The organism is Arthrobacter sp. MSA 4-2 (assembly GCF_016405885.1).
Taxonomy (GTDB): domain Bacteria; phylum Actinomycetota; class Actinomycetes; order Actinomycetales; family Micrococcaceae; genus Arthrobacter_D.
Genome location: NZ_JAEKGC010000003.1, coordinates 135,371 through 155,925 on the forward strand (window position 1 = coordinate 135,371; position 20,555 = coordinate 155,925).

At 71.4% G+C, this 20,555-nt stretch carries 19 protein-coding genes; 9 read left to right on the forward strand and 10 right to left on the reverse strand.

What is annotated here, in order from left to right; translation table 11 throughout:
- The first annotated feature begins 60 nt into the window (after positions 1 to 60).
- The 3 genes from I6N91_RS17050 to I6N91_RS04210 are packed head-to-tail and all read left to right on the forward strand — an operon-like array spanning position 61 to position 3,115.
- Positions 61 to 582, forward strand: a complete 522-nt coding sequence (locus I6N91_RS17050; protein WP_233091463.1) for a hypothetical protein — start codon at positions 61 to 63, stop codon at positions 580 to 582.
- Complete coding sequence (locus I6N91_RS17055; protein WP_233091464.1) at positions 570 to 704, forward strand: hypothetical protein; 135 nt, start codon at positions 570 to 572, stop codon at positions 702 to 704. The genes I6N91_RS17050 and I6N91_RS17055 overlap by 13 nt, the downstream gene beginning before the upstream one ends.
- A 47-nt stretch (positions 705 to 751) precedes the next feature.
- On the forward strand, positions 752 to 3,115 hold the full coding sequence (locus tag I6N91_RS04210) for a DEAD/DEAH box helicase (protein ID WP_198810947.1): 2,364 nt from the start codon (positions 752 to 754) through the stop codon (positions 3,113 to 3,115).
- Between the two features lie 85 nt (positions 3,116 to 3,200).
- On the opposite strand, the gene I6N91_RS04215 is transcribed toward I6N91_RS04210, so the two are convergent.
- From I6N91_RS04215 to ssd, 7 genes are all read right to left on the reverse strand, one after another.
- On the reverse strand, positions 3,201 to 3,614 hold the full coding sequence (locus I6N91_RS04215; protein WP_198810949.1) for an Rv3654c family TadE-like protein: 414 nt from the start codon (positions 3,612 to 3,614) through the stop codon (positions 3,201 to 3,203).
- Positions 3,604 to 3,972 carry a TadE family type IV pilus minor pilin gene (locus I6N91_RS04220; RefSeq protein WP_307843231.1) on the reverse strand — a complete coding sequence of 123 codons (369 nt, stop codon included), beginning with the start codon at positions 3,970 to 3,972 and terminating at the stop codon, positions 3,604 to 3,606. Before I6N91_RS04220 ends, I6N91_RS04215 begins: the two co-directional genes overlap by 11 nt.
- Positions 3,973 to 3,976: 4 nt before the next feature.
- The gene (locus I6N91_RS17060; protein ID WP_233091465.1) at positions 3,977 to 4,321 is read right to left on the reverse strand and encodes a DUF4244 domain-containing protein; all 345 of its coding nucleotides are present in this window, start codon (positions 4,319 to 4,321) and stop codon (positions 3,977 to 3,979) included.
- A 145-nt stretch (positions 4,322 to 4,466) separates the two neighbouring features.
- Positions 4,467 to 5,030 (reverse strand): type II secretion system F family protein, encoded by a 564-nt coding sequence (locus I6N91_RS04230; protein ID WP_198810951.1) that lies wholly within the window; start codon positions 5,028 to 5,030, stop codon positions 4,467 to 4,469.
- Positions 5,030 to 5,809, reverse strand: a complete 780-nt coding sequence (locus I6N91_RS04235) for a hypothetical protein (RefSeq protein ID WP_307843232.1) — start codon at positions 5,807 to 5,809, stop codon at positions 5,030 to 5,032. Before I6N91_RS04235 ends, I6N91_RS04230 begins: the two co-directional genes overlap by 1 nt.
- Positions 5,806 to 7,023: a TadA family conjugal transfer-associated ATPase gene (locus I6N91_RS04240; protein WP_374058911.1), complete on the reverse strand. Its 1,218-nt coding sequence runs from the start codon at positions 7,021 to 7,023 to the stop codon at positions 5,806 to 5,808. The genes I6N91_RS04235 and I6N91_RS04240 overlap by 4 nt, the downstream gene beginning before the upstream one ends.
- Positions 7,020 to 8,039, reverse strand: a complete 1,020-nt coding sequence (ssd, locus tag I6N91_RS04245) for a septum site-determining protein Ssd (RefSeq protein ID WP_198810953.1) — start codon at positions 8,037 to 8,039, stop codon at positions 7,020 to 7,022. The genes I6N91_RS04240 and ssd overlap by 4 nt, the downstream gene beginning before the upstream one ends.
- 179 nt (positions 8,040 to 8,218) lie before the next feature.
- On the opposite strand from ssd, the gene I6N91_RS04250 reads away from it, so the two are divergent.
- Positions 8,219 to 9,910 (forward strand): bifunctional 3'-5' exonuclease/DNA polymerase, encoded by a 1,692-nt coding sequence (locus I6N91_RS04250; protein ID WP_198811280.1) that lies wholly within the window; start codon positions 8,219 to 8,221, stop codon positions 9,908 to 9,910.
- 131 nt (positions 9,911 to 10,041) lie between these two features.
- On the opposite strand, the gene I6N91_RS04255 is transcribed toward I6N91_RS04250, so the two are convergent.
- The 3 genes from I6N91_RS04255 to I6N91_RS04265 are packed head-to-tail and all read right to left on the reverse strand — an operon-like array spanning position 10,042 to position 12,965.
- Positions 10,042 to 10,719, reverse strand: coding sequence for a CoA pyrophosphatase (locus I6N91_RS04255; protein ID WP_307843233.1), 678 nt, complete (start codon positions 10,717 to 10,719; stop codon positions 10,042 to 10,044).
- Positions 10,716 to 11,513: an endonuclease III gene (gene nth / locus I6N91_RS04260; protein ID WP_198810955.1), complete on the reverse strand. Its 798-nt coding sequence runs from the start codon at positions 11,511 to 11,513 to the stop codon at positions 10,716 to 10,718. The genes I6N91_RS04255 and nth overlap by 4 nt, the downstream gene beginning before the upstream one ends.
- A 45-nt stretch (positions 11,514 to 11,558) precedes the next feature.
- The gene (locus tag I6N91_RS04265; protein WP_198810957.1) at positions 11,559 to 12,965 is read right to left on the reverse strand and encodes a hypothetical protein; all 1,407 of its coding nucleotides are present in this window, start codon (positions 12,963 to 12,965) and stop codon (positions 11,559 to 11,561) included.
- Positions 12,966 to 13,269: 304 nt separating this feature from the next.
- Here I6N91_RS04265 and acs point away from each other — a divergent pair, with 304 nt between their 5' ends.
- From acs to I6N91_RS04290, 5 genes are all read left to right on the forward strand, one after another.
- Positions 13,270 to 15,234, forward strand: a complete 1,965-nt coding sequence (acs, locus tag I6N91_RS04270; protein ID WP_198810959.1) for an acetate--CoA ligase — start codon at positions 13,270 to 13,272, stop codon at positions 15,232 to 15,234.
- Positions 15,235 to 15,358: 124 nt separating this feature from the next.
- Positions 15,359 to 16,678 (forward strand): MFS transporter, encoded by a 1,320-nt coding sequence (locus tag I6N91_RS04275; RefSeq protein WP_307843234.1) that lies wholly within the window; start codon positions 15,359 to 15,361, stop codon positions 16,676 to 16,678.
- A gap of 26 nt (positions 16,679 to 16,704) precedes the next feature.
- The gene (aroQ, locus tag I6N91_RS04280; RefSeq protein WP_198810961.1) at positions 16,705 to 17,181 is read left to right on the forward strand and encodes a type II 3-dehydroquinate dehydratase; all 477 of its coding nucleotides are present in this window, start codon (positions 16,705 to 16,707) and stop codon (positions 17,179 to 17,181) included.
- Positions 17,182 to 17,238: 57 nt separating this feature from the next.
- Positions 17,239 to 18,963: an ABC transporter ATP-binding protein gene (locus I6N91_RS04285; protein ID WP_198810963.1), complete on the forward strand. Its 1,725-nt coding sequence runs from the start codon at positions 17,239 to 17,241 to the stop codon at positions 18,961 to 18,963.
- A 126-nt stretch (positions 18,964 to 19,089) separates the two neighbouring features.
- Positions 19,090 to 20,553, forward strand: coding sequence for a protein adenylyltransferase SelO (locus I6N91_RS04290; protein ID WP_198810965.1), 1,464 nt, complete (start codon positions 19,090 to 19,092; stop codon positions 20,551 to 20,553).
- Positions 20,554 to 20,555 lie beyond the last annotated feature (2 nt).

The window sequence follows — 20,555 nt, forward strand, 5'->3', positions numbered from 1 at the left end:
AAATCGTCACTGTCCGCCGGGACTGTGTTTTTTGGCCCCTCCTCCATCTATCGTCAGTGCATGGGAACACAAGGAACCAACGATCTCCTCTCCACCTGGATCACGGGGTGGGCCACCTGCCGGGGCTACGACCGGCAGGATGACGGGCGCACCACCTCTGTGGTGCTCACGGACAAGGGCGGCCGGGACGAGCATTTTCTCTACGAGCCGTCGGAGGAGCTCCTGCTTCAGGTGGCAGCGGAGACCAAGGCCGACCCCAACCGGGTGCTGACCGTGGCCACCAACCGCATGGAGGACCTGCTCGCCGTCACCCGGCCGCTCGCGCTGCAGGTGGTGGACCGGCAGTCCCTCATGAGCGCCGATATGGCCGACCAGGACGTCGAGGACCCCCGACCCCCGACGGTTTCGTGCTGGAGCGCCACGACGAGCCGGGCTGCCGCCGCGTCGAGGTCACCTTCGGGGGCCAGCCAGCCGCCCGCGGCGCCGTCTCCGTCGTCGGCGACTTCGCGGTGTACGACGGGATTGAGACGGAGCAGGAATTCCGCCGCCGCGGCCTGGCAAGCTTCGTCATGCGCGCCCTGACCGCGGCCGTGCTCGAGGACGACGTCCGCATCGGCCTGCTTATGGCCACCACGGACGGGCGCGAACTGTATTCATTCCTCGGCTGGAAACAGCTGGCCGACGTGTTCATCCTGAGGGGATAACCGCCGTCCGAGTGCCGCCCGCCGCGGGCGGGTGGAAGAATCGTGGGGTGGCACTGCACGATTCCCTCATCCCGCTGCTCGGCGGAGGAGCACATCCGGAGCAGCTGCTGCATGTCCGGGAGATTCCCGCCCGCCGGGCCGAGCACGAGCCATGGCCGGTCTGGGCCCACCCCGACGTCGTTGACGCCTATGCCTCCCTCGGCGTCCGTGAACCGTGGCGCCATCAGGTCCGCGGGGCCGGCCTTGCGCACTCCGGGGCGCACACCATCATCTCCACGGGAACCGCCTCCGGGAAGTCGCTGGCCTACCAGCTGCCGGTGCTCGACGAGATCCACCGCAGCGAACTCGCCGACCAGTCGACCCTCGCGCCGGCCGGATCCGTCGCCTTGTACCTGGCGCCGACCAAGGCTCTCGCGGCCGACCAGCTCTCCGCCCTCGAGGCCCTGAAGCTGCCCACTGTCCGCGCCGCGACGTACGACGGCGACACCGACCCCGGTGCCCGCCGCTGGATCCGCGACCACGCCAACCTCGTGCTGGCCAACCCCGACATGCTCCACTACGGCGTCCTGCCCAACCATCCAGCCTGGGCACGGTTCTTCCGCCGGCTTCGGTACGTCGTCATCGACGAGGCCCACAGCTACCGCGGGGTCTTCGGCTCGCACGTGGCCAACCTGCTGCGCCGCCTGCGTCGGATCTGCGCCAGCTACGGGTCCTCCCCCGTATTCATCGGCGCCTCGGCGACCTCGGCGGAACCCGCGGCGTCATTCAGCAGGCTCATCGGCGCGCCGGCGCAGGCTGTCACCGAGGACTCCTCCCCGCACGGCTCCACCACGGTCGCCTTCTGGGAGCCGCAGCTCACCGAACTCCGCGGCGAGAACGGCGCCCGGTCGCGCCGCACGGTGATCGCGGAAACCTCGGACCTGCTGGCGAACCTCGTCTCGGCCCAGGTGCGCACCATCGCGTTCATCAAGTCCCGCCGGGGCGCCGAAAGCATTGCGGCGACCTCGCGGCGGCTGCTCGAGGAGGTCCACCCCAGCCTGCCGGGCCGGGTCGCCGCCTACCGGTCCGGGTACCTTCCCGAGGAGCGCCGGGCGCTTGAGGCCTCACTGCGCAGCGGTGAACTCCTCGGCGTGGCCAGCACCTCGGCCCTGGAGCTGGGCATCGACATTTCCGGACTGGACGCGGTGCTCGTGGCCGGCTGGCCCGGCACGAGGGCATCGCTGATGCAGCAGATCGGCCGTGCCGGCCGCTCCGGGCAGGACGCCCTGGCGGCGTTCATTGCCAGCGACGACCCGCTCGACACCTACCTTGTGCATCACCCCGAGGCGGTGTTCGACGTCGCCGTCGAGGCCACGGTGTTCGACCCGTCCAATCCCTATGTGCTGGGCCCGCACCTGTGCGCGGCGGCTGCCGAACTGCCGCTCACCGATGCCGACCTCGGGCTGTTCGGCCCCTCCTCCCCCGGACTGCTCGGCCAGCTGACGGACCAGGGGTACCTGCGCCGCCGGCCCGCCGGCTGGTTCTGGACGCACCCGCAGAGCGCCGCGGGAATGGTCAATCTCCGTGCCGACGGCGGCGGGCCGATCAGTATTGTCGAGGCCGGAACGGGGTCCCTGCTGGGCACCATGGATTCCCCGCAGAGCCACTACCAGGCCCACCCGGGCGCGGTGTACGTGCACCAGGGACGCACCTACGTCGTGGAGAGCCTCAACGAACAGGACCACTGCGCGGTGGTGTCCCGGGCCAGCCCCGACTACTACACCCAGGCCAGGGACGTCACCCAGATCGAGGTGATCGACCGCGGCGAGGCCGAGCAGTGGGGCGAGGTGCGGGTGAACTTCGGGGATGTGTTGGTGACGACCCAGGTGGTGTCCTTCCAGCGCAAGGCGTTTGCCTCCAACGAGATCCTGGGCGAGGAACCGCTCGAACTCGGCGCCCGCGACCTCTTCACCAAGAGCGTGTGGTTCGAGATCGACAACGAGCTGCTGCAGAAGGGCGGGATCTCCGCCGAGGAGCTTCCGGGCGCCCTGCACGCCGCCGAACATGCCGCCATCGGGCTGCTGCCCCTCGTTGCCTCAAGCGACCGCTGGGACATCGGCGGGGTGTCAACGGCACTCCACGCTGACACCGGGCTCCCGACGATCTTCGTCTACGACGGCCACCCCGGCGGGGCGGGATTCTCCGAGCGCGGATTCCAGGCCGCCCGGGTCTGGCTGGCCGCCACCCGCGACGCCATTGCCGCCTGCGAATGCTCCGACGGGTGCCCCTCCTGCGTGCAGTCCCCCAAGTGCGGCAACCGCAATAATCCGCTGAGCAAGGCCGGGGCGGTCAGGCTGCTGTCCCTGATCCTGGCCGGGTCGGTGGAGGCGCCGGTGGAAGCAGGGGCGGCGGTCCGTCCCGGGGCCGACTAGGGCGACGGGTGGACCCACGCCACAGGGCAAACCCGCTTCCGCCGCCTTGACACTGCCTCCGCTACCGCTGTCGACAGCGGGTCCGCTACCGCGGCGGACGGAGCGGCGGTGGGCGGGGTGGCGGTGGGTGGGCCCGGTGCGGGGGCGGGCCGGCCCTCGCGGCCCCGGTGGCCTCCGAAAGGATTCCCGGAACCGGCACGGAGGTCCGCACCGTGACGATCACCCCTCCCGGCCCCGAACGGAGACAGCCCACCAGCTCCGCCCGGTGCCGGCGGGCGGTTCCCCGGGCGACGTCGCAGGGATCTCCGTCCCTCAGGCCGCGCGCGGCGTCCGCGCCGGCGAGCGCGGCGAGGTCCGCGGCGGCCGCAGCCCGCGCCCCGCCGACGGCGCCCTGCACCAGTAGGGAGAGCGCTGCGAGCAGCAGGATGAGGACCGCGGCAAGGCCCACCACGAGCACCGTGCCGCTCCCACGCTCCGCCCGAGTGCGATTAGCGGGCATGTTCAGACCACCCGGAGGCCGTGGCCGAGAGCCGTATCTCCAGGAGGTTGAGGAACGGCCCCTGGACCTGCGTGGCCACGGTGACCGAGGTCCAGCCCCCATCGCCGGCAACGTCCAGCCCCGCCCCGGGCCCGGCCAGGCGCCTCACCGTCGCCTCGACCGACGCCCTGGTCTCTCCACGCGCGATCTCGCGGGCCCCGGCCCGGGCCGCCTCCTCCAGGCGAAGCTGGGCGACACCGACGGTTGCGGCTCCCAGGAGCACCCCGAGCAGAAGGACGAGCACCGGCAGGGCCACCGCCATCTCGGCGGTGACGGACCCACGTTCGGGCCCCCCACCGCCCTGCAGGTGCCGGCTCACGCCCTCACCCGAAGCTGAGGGCGTTGGTGATCAGGGACATCAGCATTCCGCGGATCTCACCGCTGGAGAGCACAGCCACCAGCAGCGCGGCAAATCCGACGGCCGCCAGCGTCACGATCGCGTACTCGGCCGTCGCCAGCCCTGCTTCGCGCATCCCACTGGGTACATGGTCTGGCAGCGAAGGCCCCGGCACGGCGGAGGCGGACGCGGCCGGGTCCGCCCCGCCCTGGGAGGGCCCGGGTGAGGTATGCGGGGTGTTGGAGGCCGTGGAACAGCGGCAGAACCGGCCAGTCATCGGGACGGCCCGTCCCGGCAGCCGGACCGCGGGGGACAAAATGGTCTTCGCCATGGGGTACTCCTCAAGTGCTCGTCCCGCCGATGCCCGGCGGGACCTATTGAAAACCGCCGCGGCTGCGGCGTCCTTCGACTCTCCCGCCCGCCGCGGACCCGCAGGCCCCGCGCCGGCCCTAAGTGGATAACCCGGGCGGGCGCACCTATCCGGCAGGCAGGAGCGCCAGGACGACCGGGACGACGCCCAGGCAGGCGAAGGCCGGCAGCGCGCACACACCGAGGGGCACGACGAGGCGGACGCCCAGAGCGGCCGCCCGCCGCTCCAGGGCGCGGTTCTGCCGCCGCCGCAGCTGGGCGGCCCGGGCGTGGACGATCGCGGCGGACGGCGCCCCCGTCACCGCCGCGAACCCCAGAGCCGACCGCAGTTCATCAACCGCCGCCCGGCCGGGCCGTCCTCGGGGAGCGGGCCCGGAGTCCCAGGCGCTGTTCCACGCCGCGCCCAGTTCAAGGGCTCCCCTCACGCCCCGCAGCTTCAGTGCGACGGGTTCCGCACAGGAGTCGGCCAGCACCCCCAGCGCGTGCGTCACCGGCGCACCGGCGGTGAGCATCGCGCCGATCAGGTCGAGCATCAGCGGGACATCGGTGATGCCGTCGGGCGGCGCGGAAGATTCCGGAGACCTGCGGCGCGCCTCAGGCACTCCGCGGGAGGCGCCCAGCACCATAAACGCCGCGAGCAGGAGCAACCCCACGCTGGCTCCGGTGGGCATCACGGACCCCGCACCGCGGCGGCCACCAGTCGCCGGGACCACAGCCGCCCCGCGAGCATCAGCCCAAGGCCGAGCATCAGCGTCAGCAGCCCGATCGGGGAGCCCAGGAGCACCCCCACGGGGTTGACCCCCATGAGGTAGCCGAGCAACACACCGACGACCGGCAGCCAGCCAAGCAGCGTCACGGTGGCCCTCGGTCCCGCCAGCGCCGTCTCCCGGGCGGCCTGCGCATCCACTGCGGCATCCAGCTGCACGGCGTACCGGGTCAGGACCTCCGCCAACGGCGCCCCGCTGCGTTCGGCGACCGAAAAGCACGAGGCCAGGTCCACCCACAGCGTCGGCGCGGGATCCCGCGGCCCCGCACGCGCCCCATCCCCTGCGCCCTCCGCCCTGCCCGGGTCGCGCAGTACCGCCGTGACGCTCAGGCCCAGCGATGCGCTGCGCCCGGCGGCCCTGAGGACCGGGAGTGCCTGCGCCGCGAAGACCGAACCTTCTCCGGCCGCCTCCGCGTAGAGAAGCTCCAGATCCCGCCACAGCACCAGCGGTGACCGTCCGGCCCGGAGCAGGCCCGTGATCTGGTGCACCAAAAGGGCAGGCTCGTGCGCCTCCACTGCGGGCTGCCGCCGGAAGTGCCGCGCGAAGCCGGTCTTGCCGGCCAGGCCTGCCTGGACGCCGGACGGTGGTGCGGGCCCGGCGGAGATCCTCCGGGGCAGCGGAGCATCGGCCCGGAGGATCAGGACCGCGACGGCGAGCAGCAGCCCCACCAGCAGGCCGGTCACCGAGGGCCCTCCCCTGCGAGGCGGGCCGTAAGCGCCGCCCAGGCCTCGCCGCGGGTGCACGCCGTGCCGCTGGAGGTCAGCGCCGGCCGGACGACGAGCCGCCCGCCGGACAGCCCGATCAGGGCGATCCGCTCCACCCGCCGCCCCCCGGCGCCGCGGACCAAATGGATGACAACGTCCAGGGCGCTTGAGGCCTGCACCGCCAGCGCCTGGGGAGTCATGCCCGCCAGGGCTCCCAGCGCCGTCAGCCGGGCCGGGACGCTGGCGGCGGAATTCGCGTGGACCGTGCCTCCGGCGCCGTCGTGCCCGGTGTTCATGGCCGCGAGCAGTTCGCGCACCTCGGCGCCCCGGCACTCTCCAACGATCAGGCGGTCCGGTCGCATCCTCAGGGCCTGCCGCACCAGTTCCGCCAGGTCGACCGCGCCGGCGCCCTCGACGTTCCCGTGGCGGGACTGAAGGCCGACGGTGTGGGGGTGGAGTGGGTTGAGCTCGGCGGCGTCCTCCACCAGGACGAGGCGTTCGGCGGAGCTGCTCAGCCCCAGCAGGGTCGATAGCAGCGTGGTCTTCCCCGTCCCGGTTGCCCCGCTGATGAGGAAGTTCAGCCGACGATGCACGACCTGCGCCAGGATGGCCGCAAGGTCCGCCGGAAAGGCACCCGAGGCGCACAGTTCGGACAGCGTGAAGACCCGCTCCCGGCGGATGCGGATGGACAGCAGGGTTCCCCCCGTCGAGACCGGCGGGAGCACAGCATGGATCCGGAAGTGCCTGAGCCGCACGTCAACGCACGGATTCGCGTCGTCGAGCCTGCGTCCTCCGGCCGCCACCAGCCGTGAGGCCAGGGCACGGACGTCGTCGTCGCCGGCGAAGGCCAGCGGCACGTGCCGCAGCCCGCCGGCACCATCCACCCAGACCTCCGCGGGTCCGTTCACCAGGATGTCGGTGACCGTGTCGTCCTGGGCGAGCTGGTGCAGCGGCCCGAGGCCCTGGAGTTCGGCCCGGATACCGTCGACGGCGGTGAGGGTCCCTTCGGAACCCAGGAGCCTGCCCGTGGACCGGACGGCCTCCGCGAGCCCGGCACCGGTCACCGGCGCCGACCCGGCCACCACCCTGCGGCGGACGAGGTCGACCATGTCCGGGTCGGTTCCACCGGCCCGGGTTCCGGTCGGCACCCGCTCTCCCCGGCGGGACCGGGCACCGGGGATGCCCCCGTTCATGCCGCGTCCCGGCCGTCGAGGGCGGTCTCGAGGAGACCGTGGCAAAGCCTGCGGATGGCGCGATGGCGGCCCCGGTCCAGGAGCCGGCCCTGGGCCTCGGCTGCCGGCACGCCGGGTAGATGCGGCAGGAAGGGCGGTTCGGGCACCTCCAGCACCTCTGCCACCCGGTGCGGCAGGAGTCCTCCCCGGACGGGTCCGCGCAGCACCACGTGCACCGGCATGGGCGAGAACCGAGGGAGCAGGACGGCCGCCGCCGCGACCGCGCGCAGCCGGGCCGGCACCAGCAGCACCACGCTGCCGCAGGAGGCCAGGAGCGCATCGTCAAGGCCCCCCGCGGTCCCGAGGTCGACGACGGTCAGCTGGAACGCCTGCCGCGCGGCGTCCAGAACCGGACCGGAAGCGGAGGAAACCTCGACGGTCGACGGCGGGAAGGGACCATGGGAGAGCACGGAGAAACCGGCGGGCCGCGGCAGGGCGGCCGCGAACTGCGCGGGGTTCAGCGCCCCGCGCACACCGTCGAGATCCCGCCACCGCAGCCCGGCGGCGGCGTCGCCCAGGGCCTGTTCGATGCCCCCGCCCAGCGGGTCCCCGTCGATCAGGAGGGTCGCGGCACCGGCCGATGCGGCGCCGTCGGCGAGCCAGCAGCTGAGCGTACTCGACCCGGCTCCTCCAGCCGCCCCGAGGACGCCGAGCACCGGCCCCGCGGCGGCCGACCGCGCCCGGCCCAGGTGTTCGGCGAGCCAGCCGGCGGCCTGCGGCAGGATCGCCACCCTGCCGGCACCCCGCGCGGCCGCCGCGGACCAGACGGCGTCCTCCTCCTCCCGCAGGCCGACCAGGATCACCGGACACCCGTGCGGGAGGCTACCCCCGCCCGCATCCGGGGCAAGCAGGAGCACCGAAGGAGAATGCCGAAGCGCTTCGGGCACCGAGGACGCCACGATCAGTGCCACCCCGGCCGCCGCCGCAACCCTCGCAGCCTCATCCCGGAGGGCCTGCGCCGCGCCCACGAGGACCACCCGCTAGTCCTCCGTGCCCGCGGGAGTCCAGGAACGCCGTTCCGTCATCCTTCAAGGGTGTGCGGCCGCGGTTCTCCCCGGCGGCGGCGGCCGCGTATGTGGACAACGCTGCCGATCCGCGGGCCGTCCCGGCGGCCCTGCTACCCACACTCCCGCCCGGGGACGGGCAGAATGAGGACATGTATGTCGTCGTGGCGCACCCGCCCAGCACCGACCGGGACACCGCCGCCGTCTTCCAACCCCTCGACGCCGCCGGCACGCCGTCGGGACCTGCGGTAAATGCCGCCGCCGAGGACCTGCACGGCACCTTCGCCCGCTTCGAGGCCGGCTCGCCCCGCTGGGTCTGGGAGAGCACGCGCCCCTGGTATCCGGGGCTGCTCGCGGCGGGCATCAGCCTGGAACGCTGCCACGACCTTGCGCTCGCCCGCGCCGTCCTGGCCCTCTCCCCCTACTGCTCGTCCTCGGCCTACGCGGAGGAACTGCGCTCGCGCCTGGTGGACGGAGAAGAGCCGTCCCTGCCCCGGCAGATCCTGCCTCCCCCGCCCGCTCCCAACCAGAGCAGCCTGTTCGATGACGTGCCCACGGCATCCGGACCCGAGGCGGGGGCCGTCGCCGCAGAGTTCCGCTCCCAGCTGCAGGCGGTGGCCGACTCCACCCACCCCCGCCGGCTTTCCCTGCTCCTGGCGGCCGAGTCGGCCGGCGCGCTGCTGGCCGCCGAGATGGAATCGACGGGCCTTCCCTGGCGGCGTGACATCCACGAGGAGCTGCTCGAGCGGCTGCTGGGTTCCCGCCCGCCCGAAGGCCAGCGCCCACCGGCCCTCGAACGTCTGGCCGCCGAGCTCCGGGAGGCCCTTGGCAGTCCGACGCTGAACCCGGATTCGCCCCAGGAGCTCATCCGGGCACTGCACCGGGCGGGCATCGAGGTGGCAACCACCCGCTCCTGGGAGCTTGAGCAGCAGAAGCACCGGGCGATCGAGCCCCTGCTCGCCTATAAGAAGCTCTCCCGGCTGCTCACGGCGAACGGCTGGACCTGGCTCGACACCTGGGTGGACAACGGCCGATTCCGCCCCGAGTACGTCGTCGGCGGGGTGGTCTCCGGGCGGTGGGCCTCCCGCGGCGGCGGGGCGCTCCAAATTCCGAAGATGGTGCGGGACGCCGTCCGCCCCGACCAGGGCCACGTGCTGATCGTCGCCGACGCGGCCCAGCTCGAACCGCGCGTCCTGGCCGCGCTGGCGCAGGACTCGGCCCTGGCCACCGCCGCCCGGGGCAAGGACCTGTACCAGGGCATCGCCGAACAGGGCTTCGGCGGGGACCGCGCCAAGGCCAAGCTGGCGATGCTCGGTGCCATGTACGGAGCGACGACCGGCGAGTCCGGGCGCCTGATGCCCCAGCTCGCCCGCACCTACCCCCGGGCGATCGGCGTCGTCGAAGCGGCCGCGCGGGTCGGCGAATCCGGTGGCACGGTCGGCAGCTACCTCGGGAGGGGGTGCCCGCCGGCCTCGGAGCGGTGGCGGGCCGCGCAGCGGACCACCAGTGCGGAGGAGCAGCGCCGCGCCGATGCCGCGGCCCGGTCGCGGGGACGCTTCACCCGGAACTTCGTGGTGCAGTCGACCGCAGCGGAATGGGCACTGTGCTGGCTGGCGGAGGTCCGCCGGAGGCTCCGCGTGCTGGGTGGCCCGGCGGCCGTGGCGGGAATCGTCTTCTTCCTGCACGACGAGGTCATGCTGCACGTGCCCGAGGAGCGCGCCGGCGAGGTCAGCCGGCTGATCGAGGAGTCCGCCGCAGCGGCCACGGAGCTGGTGTTCGGCAGGATACCGATCGAATTCGCGGTCAACGTCGTCGTCGTCCGCTCCTACGCCGACGCCAAGTAGCATCCGCACGCCGTCCGCCGTCCACCCCCAACCGGGCTCCGCCGCCGAAACTGCACATCACCACGCTCTGCCCGCAGCAAAGGGTGGTTACCTGCACACTCGGCGGGACCGCAGCTAGCCGGGCCACGGAATTAGGGCGGCGGGATGACCAGCGACTCGTCCCACGGCTCGGTCCAGCCCAGGGCATCGAACAGGGAACTGAGAAGCATCCCGGTGAAGCCCCACACGGTGGCCTCGGGAAGGACGAAGCCAGGGCTTCGGCCGGTGGAACCGCCGCGCTGGAACACGACCGTCCTGCGGTTGACCGGATTCAACAGGTCCCGGACGGGCGCACGGAAAACCTGGGCCGACTCGCCCTCGTCCACGACGCCGACCGGGGTAGGCAGCAGCCACCAACCGAGCACTGGCGTGACCAGGAAGTTGCTGTAGGGCAGTCCGACCTCGGGCAGTGCGCAGAGCACCTCGACTCCCGAGGGCTCCAGCCCGGTCTCCTCCTGTGCCTCCCGCAGGGCGGCCGCCCGCTCGTCGGCGTCACCGGGATCGATGGCACCACCGGGGAAGGCGACCTGCCCGGGATGGTTGTTGAGGGAATCCGCGCGCTGAACCAGCAGGAGGTCGAGGTCGGCCGGCGCGGTGGCCGGGTGTCCGGGTGCCAGATGGTCGTCGGCCGTCCCAAAGAGAATCAGCACCGCCGCCCGCCGTGCCTTCTTCGGGTTGAGGATCCGCAGGCGCCAGGCGGTCGGCAGGTCAAGCGAGTCGGCGTCCTTCATGGACTCCGCGTAGTGGCGCAGGGACTGGTAGGCGCTCACGTTCCGAGGGTATATCCGGCCGCGCGGAGTTCGGTCCGGGTCTGCCCGCTGCGCATCAGCCCGAGCAGTTCCTCACGCCCCGGTGCCAGTTCGTACTTCAGCAGCTTTGTCGCCTTCACCGGGTCCACCTCCCCCTCGCCATAGGAGGGGCACAGCGCCGCGACCGGGCAGGCACCGCAGGCGGGTTTCTTGGCGTGGCAGATCCGGCGCCCGTGGAAGACGAGGCGGTGCGAAAGATCCGTCCAGTCCCGCGGCTCGAACAGCGCACCGACCTCCATCTCGACCTTGACCGGATCCTCCGACCCGGTCCAGCCGAAGCGCCGCGCCAGCCTGCCGAAGTGGGTGTCGACGGTGATCCCCGGAATCCCGAAGGCGTTGCCCAGCACCACATTGGCCGTCTTCCGGCCCACCCCGGGGAGCGTGACAAGATCCTCGAGCCGGCCCGGCACCTCCCCGTCGTACTCGTCGACAAGGCGGTTCGCCAGGGCCATCAGGCTGTTAGCCTTGGCCCGGAAGAACCCGGTCGGCCGGATCAGCTCCTGCAGTTCCAGGGGATCGGCCTCGGCGAGCGCCCGGGCGTCCGGGTACCGCTCGAAGAGGACGGGCGTGGTGAGGTTGACCCTCACATCGGTCGTCTGGGCCGAGAGCACCGTGGCCACGAGGAGCTCGAAGGCGTTCCGGAAGTCCAGCTCGGCGTGGGCGTACGGGTACACCTCCCCAAGCACGCGGTTGATCCGGCGGGCGCGCCGCTTCAGGGCCGTGGCCGAGACGGCCTCATTGGTGTGCCCCTTCATGAATCGGCCTCCCGTGCCTGGTGTGCTGTCGGAGGGCAGCGGGGATTACTCCCGCGGTGCCCGTTCGATGTTGGTGAGGTTGCGCATGACGCCGATCTGCCCGGTCCTCTTGTCCTGCACGAGGAACTCGGTGCCGCGGTCCTCGATGCCCACTTCCCAGTCGCCGGGCTGCACGATGAAGAGCTGGCGGCCGGACTGTTCGTCGACGACGGGCCGGGGCGTGCCGACGGCGAACCAGAACGCCTCGACCACCTGCTCCTCGTCGGCGCTCCTGGTTGCCGAGATCGTTTCCTGCTGGCGGGGGCTGGCCTCGGTCACCGGGTGGACGCGGGTCTGCGCGTCCGACGACGCACCGGCACCCGCGGTGGCGGAATCCGGGGTTCCCGAGTCCGGAGTCTGCGCCTGCCGGGGACCGGCCGCCGGATCTCCGGCGCCATCGGCCGAGGTTCGGCCCGAGGGCTGGCCCGCTGCCCCGGCGGAGGGCGAAGCGGCGGCTGCGGCCGTTGCACCCCCGGCGGCGCCGGCCGCGGCCTGGAGCCCGCCGTGCGCCTGCGGCGCGGGCGTCGAGCCCGCCGCGCCGGAGGCAGTTGCCTGCTGAGCCGCACCCGAAACGGGAACCTCAACCGAGTGCTGCGTGACCTTCTCCTCCTTGGCCTTCTCCTCCTTGGCCGGCTTCGGCGCCTTGGGGGCCTTGGGCGCCTTCGGCTGCGTGGGCAGGACGGCGCGGGCCACGGCATGGGCCGGCGTCTCGGTGCGTTCCTTGAAGTCCTTGGCGAAGAACGGCAGGTGCGGGGCCAGGACCGTTGCCGCGAGCATGCCCACGGCGCCGATCAGCGACACCAGCGGGCCGATGTGGAAGGCGGTCATGGTCTGGAGGAAGAAGAACGCCGCGGCCAGGGCCGCCGCAATTGAGGCGAACTGGTCGACCGAGAACGAACCGACCCGCAGGCCCGAGGCCCCCTGCCGCCGCCCGATGACCAGGGCGGCGGCGGCGACGGGGAGCAGGATGCCGATGCCCACGAAAAACAGCGGAAGGGTGTTCCAGAAGTTCGCGTAGCGCACCTCTCCGCGGAAGAAGGGAAGCAGCGTCCCCAGGAAGATCACCGCGACGGAGGCCAGCAGGACAACCTCCCGGAGCGTGAACCGCCCGAGCACCGCCTTGCTGGAGCTGTACGGGCCTTCGGCGACGGGACTTGGACGTACGGCCGTGGTGGCGGCGCCGGCAGCCGGGTCCGCCACCGTGGAGGTCCCGGTGGACTTCCCGGCGGACGTCGCGGCGGACGTCGCGGCGGACTTCCCGGTCGACTTCCCCGTGGACTTCCCTGCGGCCTGCTTCACGACGGCGGTGTCAGCAGTGGAGGCACCGCCGCTGGCATCGGCAGAGGATAGGGCGGTTGCGGCGTCCGGCTGCGCGCCCACGCCTGCCGTCCGGTTCTTAGAGTCTTCGGTCATTGTTGCTCTCCCGTTCGTGGCGGCGGCCCGCGGCCGCACGGAAGCACCCGGTGCGGCACCGGCTGCCCATGTCCTTCCTCCACAGTAGCCACCCCCGATCCCCTTTCACTAGCACGCGGGGCACCGGGGCCGGGAGGGTGGAACCGCTCAACGCACAAAGTCGGCCTTTCACATCTGGAGTGTGATCGCTGACACAAGTCCGGCGAACTGGCCGATAATGTTCGGGAAGTGCATCTGCGCAGCGGAACCGCTGCGCCGGCCTGGATTTCAGCCAGGAATGGATCGAGCCGCAGAGGGGTAAGACATGTCCGAAAGCGCCCAGAGGCAAGGCGACGCGTTTGAAAACCTGCTCCACGAGGAACGCCGCTTCCCTCCCAGCGAGGAATTTGCCGCGCAGGCTCTCGCCCAGCCCTCCCTTTATGAGGAGGCACGCAGCAGGGGGACGGAGTTCTGGGCGGACCAGGCCCGCGCCTGCCTTTCCTGGGAGACCGACTTCACCCAGACCCTCGACTGGTCCGAGGCCCCCTTCGCCAAGTGGTTCGTCGGAGGCAAGCTCAACGCCGCCTACAACGCCCTCGACCGGCACGTCGAGGAGGGGCGCGGGGACCGCGTGGCCATCCATTTCGAAGGCGAGCCCGGAGACACCCGCAGCTACACCTATGCGGAGCTCACCGAATCGGTGAAGAAGGCGGCCAACGCCTTCGAATCCCTTGGAGTGCAGAAGGGCGACCGCGTCGCGGTGTACCTGCCGATGATCCCCGAGGCGGTGATTACCATGCTGGCATGCGCCCGCATCGGGGCGGTGCACTCGGTGGTGTTCGGCGGTTTCTCCGCCGATGCTCTGCGCAGCCGGATCGACGACGCCGAGGCCAAGCTGGTCGTCACCGCCGACGGCACCTACCGCCGCGGCAAGCCCAGCGCCCTCAAGCCCGCCGTCGACGCCGCGCTCGAGAAGGAAGGATCGACCATCACCCACGTGGTGGTGGTCCGGCGCAACAACGAACCGGTGGAATGGACCGAGGGACGGGACGTCTGGTGGGACGACGTCGTCGACACCGCCTCCAACGAGCACACCGCCGTGGCGCACGACTCCGAACACCCGCTGTTCATCCTCTACACCTCCGGAACCACCGGCAAGCCCAAGGGCATCCTCCACACCACCGGCGGCTTCCTCACCCAGACGGCGTTCACCCACAAGTACACGTTTGACCTGCGCCCTGAGACAGATGTCTTCTGGTGCACCGCCGACATCGGGTGGGTGACCGGGCACAGCTACGTCACCTACGCCCCGCTGATCAACGGCGCCACGCAGCTGATGTACGAGGGGACCCCCGACACCCCGCACCAGGGCCGGTGGTGGGAGCTGATCGAGAAGTACAAGGTCTCGATCCTCTACACCGCCCCCACCGCCATCCGCACCTTCATGAAGTGGGGCCGGGACATCCCGAAGAAGTACGACCTCTCCTCGATCAGGGTCCTGGGTTCGGTCGGTGAACCCATCAACCCCGAGGCCTGGATGTGGTACCGGGAGATCATCGGCGGCGGGAAGGCGCCGATCGTTGACACCTGGTGGCAGACCGAGACCGGTGCCCACATGATCTCGCCCATGCCCGGGGTGACCAGCACCAAGCCCGGCTCGGCGCAGGTCGCCGTCCCGGGCATCGCCGTCGACGTCGTGGACGAGATGGGCCAGTCGGTGCCCAACGGCTCCGGCGGCTACCTCGTGGTCCGCGAGCCGTGGCCGTCGATGCTGCGCGGCATCTGGGGCGACCCGGAGCGGTTCAAGCAGACCTACTGGTCGCGCTTCGACGAGATGTACTTCGCCGGCGATGGAGCCAAAAAGGATGAGGACGGCGACATCTGGCTGCTGGGCCGGGTCGACGACGTCATGAACATCTCGGGGCACCGGCTCTCCACGACCGAGATCGAGTCGGCCCTGGTCAGCCACCCGTCGGTCGCCGAGGCCGCTGTCGTGGGCGCCAAGGACGAGACCACCGGCGAGGCCGTGGTGGCCTTCGTCATCCTGCGCGGCTCGGCCAAGGACGACGACGACATCGTCACCACGCTGCGCAACCACGTGGGCAAGGAGATCGGTCCGATCGCCAAGCCGCGGAACATCCTCGTGGTCCCGGAGCTGCCCAAGACCCGCAGCGGCAAGATCATGCGGCGCCTGCTCAAGGACGTCGCCGAGGGCCGCGAGGTCGGGGACGCGACGACGCTGGCCGACAACACGGTGATGCAGCAGATCGCCGCCTCGCTGCGGAAGTAGCCCGACCGCGGACCGCCCGCCGGGCCCGTCCTGCCGTTCCGGCGGCGGGCCCGGAGGGGCGGCCGGTGTGAGATTGGACTCAAACGTTGGCACCCGTGCCGGAGCCGGGTGGACAATCGTCAGCGTGTCAAGTTCACTCGCCGCCGCGCCCGCTCCCGTCGCCCGTCCCCGGATGGCCCGCCGGGCCGCCGGCGCCTCCTTCGTCGGAACCGCCCTGGAGTCCTACGACTTCTACGTTTTCGGCACCGCGGCCGCGCTGGTCTTCAATGAGGTGTTCTTCACCACGCAGGACCCCCTGGCGGGGACCCTGTCCGCGTTCCTTATCTTCGCGATGGGCTTCGTCGCCCGCCCACTGGGTGCCATCCTCTTCGGGCACCTCGGCGACCGCATCGGACGCAAGAAGACCCTGATCTGGACCATCACCCTGATGGGCCTGGCCACGGGCACGGTCGGCCTGCTGCCCGACTACAACACCATCGGGGTGTGGGCGCCGATCATCCTCACGGTGCTCCGCCTGCTGCAGGGGCTCTCGCTGGGCGGGGAGTGGGGTGGATCCATCCTCATCGCCACCGAGCATGCCGAACCGCGCCGGCGTGCGCTCTACGCGTCGATCCCCCAATTGGGCTCGCCGGTGGGGACCATGCTCATCTCCCTGATCTTCCTGATCCTGACCGTCACCGTGCCCGACGTGATGACCACCTGGGGCTGGCGGATCCCGTTCCTGCTCGCGTTCCCCTTCCTCGCCGTGGCGATCTACCTGCGCCTGGCCATCGACGAGACCCCGGTCTTCAAGGACGCCGCCAGCAGCAACAGGCTCGCCCGCGTCCCGTTCCTCGAGGTCATCCGCTCGCAGCCGACGGCCGTCGTGGTGGCCGCGGCCTCGGCCGTCCTGGGCATCGGCTCCTACTTCCTCCTCGTCTCCTACACCCAGGCCTACGGCACCGAACGCCTCGGCCTGAGCGAGGCGACGGTCCTCAACGCCGCCCTGATCGGGTCGCTCCTTCAGCTGGTGACCATCCCCGCGTTCGGCTACCTCGCCATGCGGATCGGATCGGCAAAGGTCGTCGCCGGCGGCGCCCTGGGCACCGCCCTGATCGCCTTCCCGCTCTACTGGGTCATCAGCATCGCCACCGAGCCCGTCTACATCGCGGCGATCCTCCTGGGCGGCATCCTGCCGACGGCCACGTGGGCCGCACTGGGCGGGTTGATGGCCGACATCTTCGACCCCCGCACCGGCTTCACCGCGCTGTCCTTCGCCTACAGCATCGCCGCGATCATCGCCGGCTTCGTCCCCTCGATCACCACGGTCTTCGGGACGGCAACCGACGGCGCCTGGTGGCACCCGGGCATCGTGCTGGTGGTGCTCAGCCTCGTGACCCTGGTCGGGGCGCTCCTCGCCGTCCGGCTCCGCGCACGCCAGCAGGCCACCGCCTCCGCGGCGTAGGCTGCGGGCTGGGGCATAGTTAAGCCATGACCGCGGCCCCCTCACCCAGCATCCTCCTGCTCAACGGCCCCAACCTGAACCTGTTGGGGACGCGGGAACCGGAGATCTACGGCACCTCCACCCTCGCCGACGTCGAGGAGACGGCCCGTGCCGCCGCGGCCTCCCGGGGATGCACGCTGCGGGCCTTCCAGTCCAACTCCGAAGGCACCCTGATCGACGCCATCCACGGCGCGGCGGGCACCGCCGGCGGGATCGTCATCAACGCCGGCGCCTACACCCACACCTCGATCGCCATCGCCGACGCGCTGGCCGGCGTGGGCCTGCCCGTGGTGGAGGTCCACCTGAGCAACGTGCACCGGCGCGAGGCCTTCCGGCACACCTCCTACATCTCCGCGGTCGCCGACGCCGTGATCGTGGGGGCGGGAGTCGAGGGATACCGGTTCGCCGTGGAGCACCTCGCGGCGCGGCTGGGCGCCCCGGCCGCGGCGAGACCAAAAAGTTAGCGCCGGTCCGGAACGTCGCCTTACGCGAAAAGCGCACCGGTAGGGCACCATAGTTTCATGACGGATATCACTCCCGCCGGTACGGCGGCCAGCGACGCGCCCCTGCTAGAAGTCCGGGACCTCGCGATCAGCTTCCGCACCACCCACGGGGAGGTGCGCGCCGTCGAAAACGCGAGCTTCACGCTTCGACGCGGAAGCACGCTGGCCATCGTTGGCGAGTCCGGCTCCGGCAAGTCCACGACGGCCATGGCCTGCATCGGCCTGCTGCCGGGCAACGGCAAGGTCACCGCCGGCAGCATCCTCTTCGAAGGCCAGGAGCTCGTTGGCCTGGCCGAGTCCAAGATGCGATCCATCCGCGGCCGGGCGATCGGCCTGGTGCCGCAGGACCCGATGTCGAACCTCAACCCCGTCACCAAGATCGGCACCCAGGTCGCCGAGACGCTGCTGGTCCACGGCATGGCCACCAAGGCCAACGTCAAGCAGAAGGTGATCGAGGTCCTCTCCGCCGCAGGCCTGCCCGACGCCGGCGAGCGCGCCAAACAGTACCCGCACGAGTTCTCCGGCGGCATGCGCCAGCGCGCCCTAATCGCGATCGGCCTCGCGTGCCAGCCGCGGCTGCTCATCGCCGACGAGCCCACCAGCGCCCTCGACGTCACTGTCCAGCGCACCATCCTCGACCAGATCGACACCATGACCGACCAGCTGGGCACCTCGGTGCTGCTGATCACGCACGACCTCGGGCTGGCCGCCGAGCGCGCCTCCGACCTCGTGGTGATGCACCGCGGCCGGGTCGTCGAGACCGGCCCCGCCCAGCAGCTGCTCAACGACCCCCAGCACCCCTACACCCAGTCGCTGGTGCGCGCCGCCCCGTCCGTCGCCGCCGTCCGCCTGCGCCCGGGTGCCTACAACGACGACCCCGCCAAGCGGGCGAAGCTCGCCGAGGCGGTCTTCGCCGAGCACGAGAACGGCAAGGCGGCTCCCCCGGCGAACATTGTGGAGATCCGGGACCTCACCAAGGTCTATAAGCGCCGCGGCAGTTCCGAGGACTTCTATGCGGCCAAGAACGTCACCCTCGACGTGCCGCGGGGCCAAACGGTCGCCATCGTCGGCGAGTCCGGTTCCGGCAAGACCACGACGGCCCGGATGCTCCTGAAGCTCATCGAGCCCACCTCCGGCACCATGACCTTCGACGGCATGGACGTCGCCACCCTCGACAAGGCGCAGCTCAACGACTTCCGCCAGCGGGTCCAGCCGATCTTCCAGGACCCCTACTCCTCGCTGAACCCGATGTTCACCATCGAGCGCATCGTCGAGGAGCCCCTCAACGCCTACAAGCGCGGCTCCAAGAAGGAGCGGGCCGCCCGGGTGCGGGAACTGATGGACCAGGTGGCCCTGCCCCAGAACGCGCTGCGCCGCTACCCTTCGGAGCTGTCCGGCGGGCAGCGCCAGCGCGTGGCCATCGCCCGCGCGCTGGCCCTGAAGCCCGAACTGCTGGTCTGCGACGAGCCCGTGTCGGCACTCGACGTGCTCGTCCAGGCGCAGATCCTCAAACTCCTGGGCGACCTGCAGGCCGAACTGGGCCTGAGCTACCTGTTCATCTCCCACGACCTCGCCGTGGTGCGCCTGATCTCCGACTACGTGTGCGTCATGAAGGACGGCGAACTCGTCGAGGCAGCGACCTCCGAAGAGGTCTTCCAGAACGCCCGCCACCCCTACACGCGCCGGCTGCTGGCCTCCATTCCGGGCAACGAGCTGCAGATCGAGGGCGGCATCGCCTCCTGAGGCCGGAGCGGCAGCGCTCCCGGCGTCCCCGTGCGGCACGGAGGCCGGGATGTCCACCCCGAAAGGTGTGCCCGCGGATAGGAAGTTGAAGCGGTCCGGCGGTGCCGGCGTCGGTATTCTGGGGGCATGACCGCCGTAACCGGATTCACTGCCACACTTGACGGCCGCTTCGCCCGGGAGCTGGCGGAGCTGGCCATCCCCTGGCGGGCCGAGGAGGCACCGGAGCCGAGGCTGCTGGTGCTCAACGAACCGCTCGCCCTCACCCTGGGCCTCGACCCGGAGGCGCTGCGGACACCCGAGGGGATCTCGTTCCTGACCGGCACCTCGCTGCCCGCCGGAGCCACCCCCGTCGCCCAGGCCTATGCCGGCCACCAGTTCGGCGGTTACAGCCCCCGCCTCGGGGACGGGCGGGCACTGCTGCTGGGCGAGATCACCGGCAGCGACGGCCGCCTGCGCGATCTCCACCTCAAGGGGTCCGGGCGCACACCGTTCGCCCGCGGCGGGGACGGCCTGGCGGCGGTGGGCCCCATGCTGCGCGAGTACATCGTCAGCGAGGCCATGGACGCACTAGGCATCCCGACGACCCGCTCGCTGGCCGTGGTGGCCACCGGCCGGCCGGTGCGCCGCGAAACCGTGCTGCCCGGAGCGGTGCTCGCCCGGGTCGCTGACAGCCACCTGCGGGTGGGCAGCTTCCAGTACGCCGCGGCCGGCGGGGACCTTGCCCTGCTGCGCCGCCTCGCCGACCACGCCATCGCCCGGCACCACCCGCAGGCCGCTCAGGCAGAATCGCCCTACCTCGCGCTGTTCGAGTCGGTGGTCTCCGCCCAGGCCTCACTGGTGGCCCGGTGGATGCTCGCAGGCTTCATCCACGGGGTGATGAACACCGACAATATGACCATCTCGGGCGAGACCATCGACTACGGGCCCTGCGCCTTCCTCGACGCCTTTGACCCGGCCACCGTATACAGCTCGATCGACTCCGGCGGGCGCTACGCCTACGGCAACCAGCCGCTGGTCGCCGAGTGGAACCTCGCCCGGCTGGCGGAGGCCCTGCTGCCCCTGATCCATGAGGACCAGGAGCGGGCCGTCGAGGCCGCGGTCGCCTCCCTCGAGGCCTTCCGCGGCCAGTACAGCGCCGCCTGGCTGGCCGGGATGAAGGCCAAGCTGGGCCTGGCCGGCCCGGTGCCCGACGGCGAGGCCGCCCAGCTCGCGGACGACCTCCTGGCCCTGCTGCATGCCGGCCGGGCCGACTACACCTCGTTCTTCCGGGACCTGGGCTCCGCCGCCCGGGGGCACGCCGGGCCGGCCCGGAACCGGACCGCAGATCCTGCGGCGTTCGACGCCTGGGCGCAGCGCTGGCTCGCCCTGCGCCCGGACGCGGTCGCAATGGACCGGGCCAACCCGGCCTACATTCCCCGCAACCACCTCGTCGAGGAGGCCCTGGCTGCGGCCACAAACGACGACCTGGGCCCGCTGGCGGGTCTCCTCGAAGCCGTGACGGCGCCCTACGACGAGCGGCCCGGCCTTGAACGCTATGCCGTCGGCGCCCCGGAGGACTTCGGCCCGTACCGGACCTTCTGCGGCACTTAACG

Bases quoted from the DNA above. Each gene is read 5' to 3' on its own strand.
- I6N91_RS17050 (WP_233091463.1), top strand. From the start codon at position 61: ATGGGAACACAAGGAACCAACGATCTCCTCTCCACCTGGATCACGGGG.
- I6N91_RS17060 (WP_233091465.1), bottom strand. From the start codon at position 4,321: ATGGCGAAGACCATTTTGTCCCCCGCGGTCCGGCTGCCGGGACGGGCC.
- I6N91_RS04285 (WP_198810963.1), top strand. From the start codon at position 17,239: ATGACGGATATCACTCCCGCCGGTACGGCGGCCAGCGACGCGCCCCTG.
- I6N91_RS04250 (WP_198811280.1), top strand. From the start codon at position 8,219: ATGTATGTCGTCGTGGCGCACCCGCCCAGCACCGACCGGGACACCGCC.
- I6N91_RS04265 (WP_198810957.1), bottom strand. From the start codon at position 12,965: ATGACCGAAGACTCTAAGAACCGGACGGCAGGCGTGGGCGCGCAGCCG.
- I6N91_RS17055 (WP_233091464.1), top strand. From the start codon at position 570: ATGCGCGCCCTGACCGCGGCCGTGCTCGAGGACGACGTCCGCATCGGC.
- I6N91_RS04290 (WP_198810965.1), top strand. From the start codon at position 19,090: ATGACCGCCGTAACCGGATTCACTGCCACACTTGACGGCCGCTTCGCC.
- acs (WP_198810959.1), top strand. From the start codon at position 13,270: ATGTCCGAAAGCGCCCAGAGGCAAGGCGACGCGTTTGAAAACCTGCTC.
- nth (WP_198810955.1), bottom strand. From the start codon at position 11,513: ATGAAGGGGCACACCAATGAGGCCGTCTCGGCCACGGCCCTGAAGCGG.
- aroQ (WP_198810961.1), top strand. From the start codon at position 16,705: ATGACCGCGGCCCCCTCACCCAGCATCCTCCTGCTCAACGGCCCCAAC.
- I6N91_RS04215 (WP_198810949.1), bottom strand. From the start codon at position 3,614: ATGCCCGCTAATCGCACTCGGGCGGAGCGTGGGAGCGGCACGGTGCTC.
- I6N91_RS04240 (WP_374058911.1), bottom strand. From the start codon at position 7,023: ATGAACGGGGGCATCCCCGGTGCCCGGTCCCGCCGGGGAGAGCGGGTG.
- I6N91_RS04230 (WP_198810951.1), bottom strand. From the start codon at position 5,030: ATGCCCACCGGAGCCAGCGTGGGGTTGCTCCTGCTCGCGGCGTTTATG.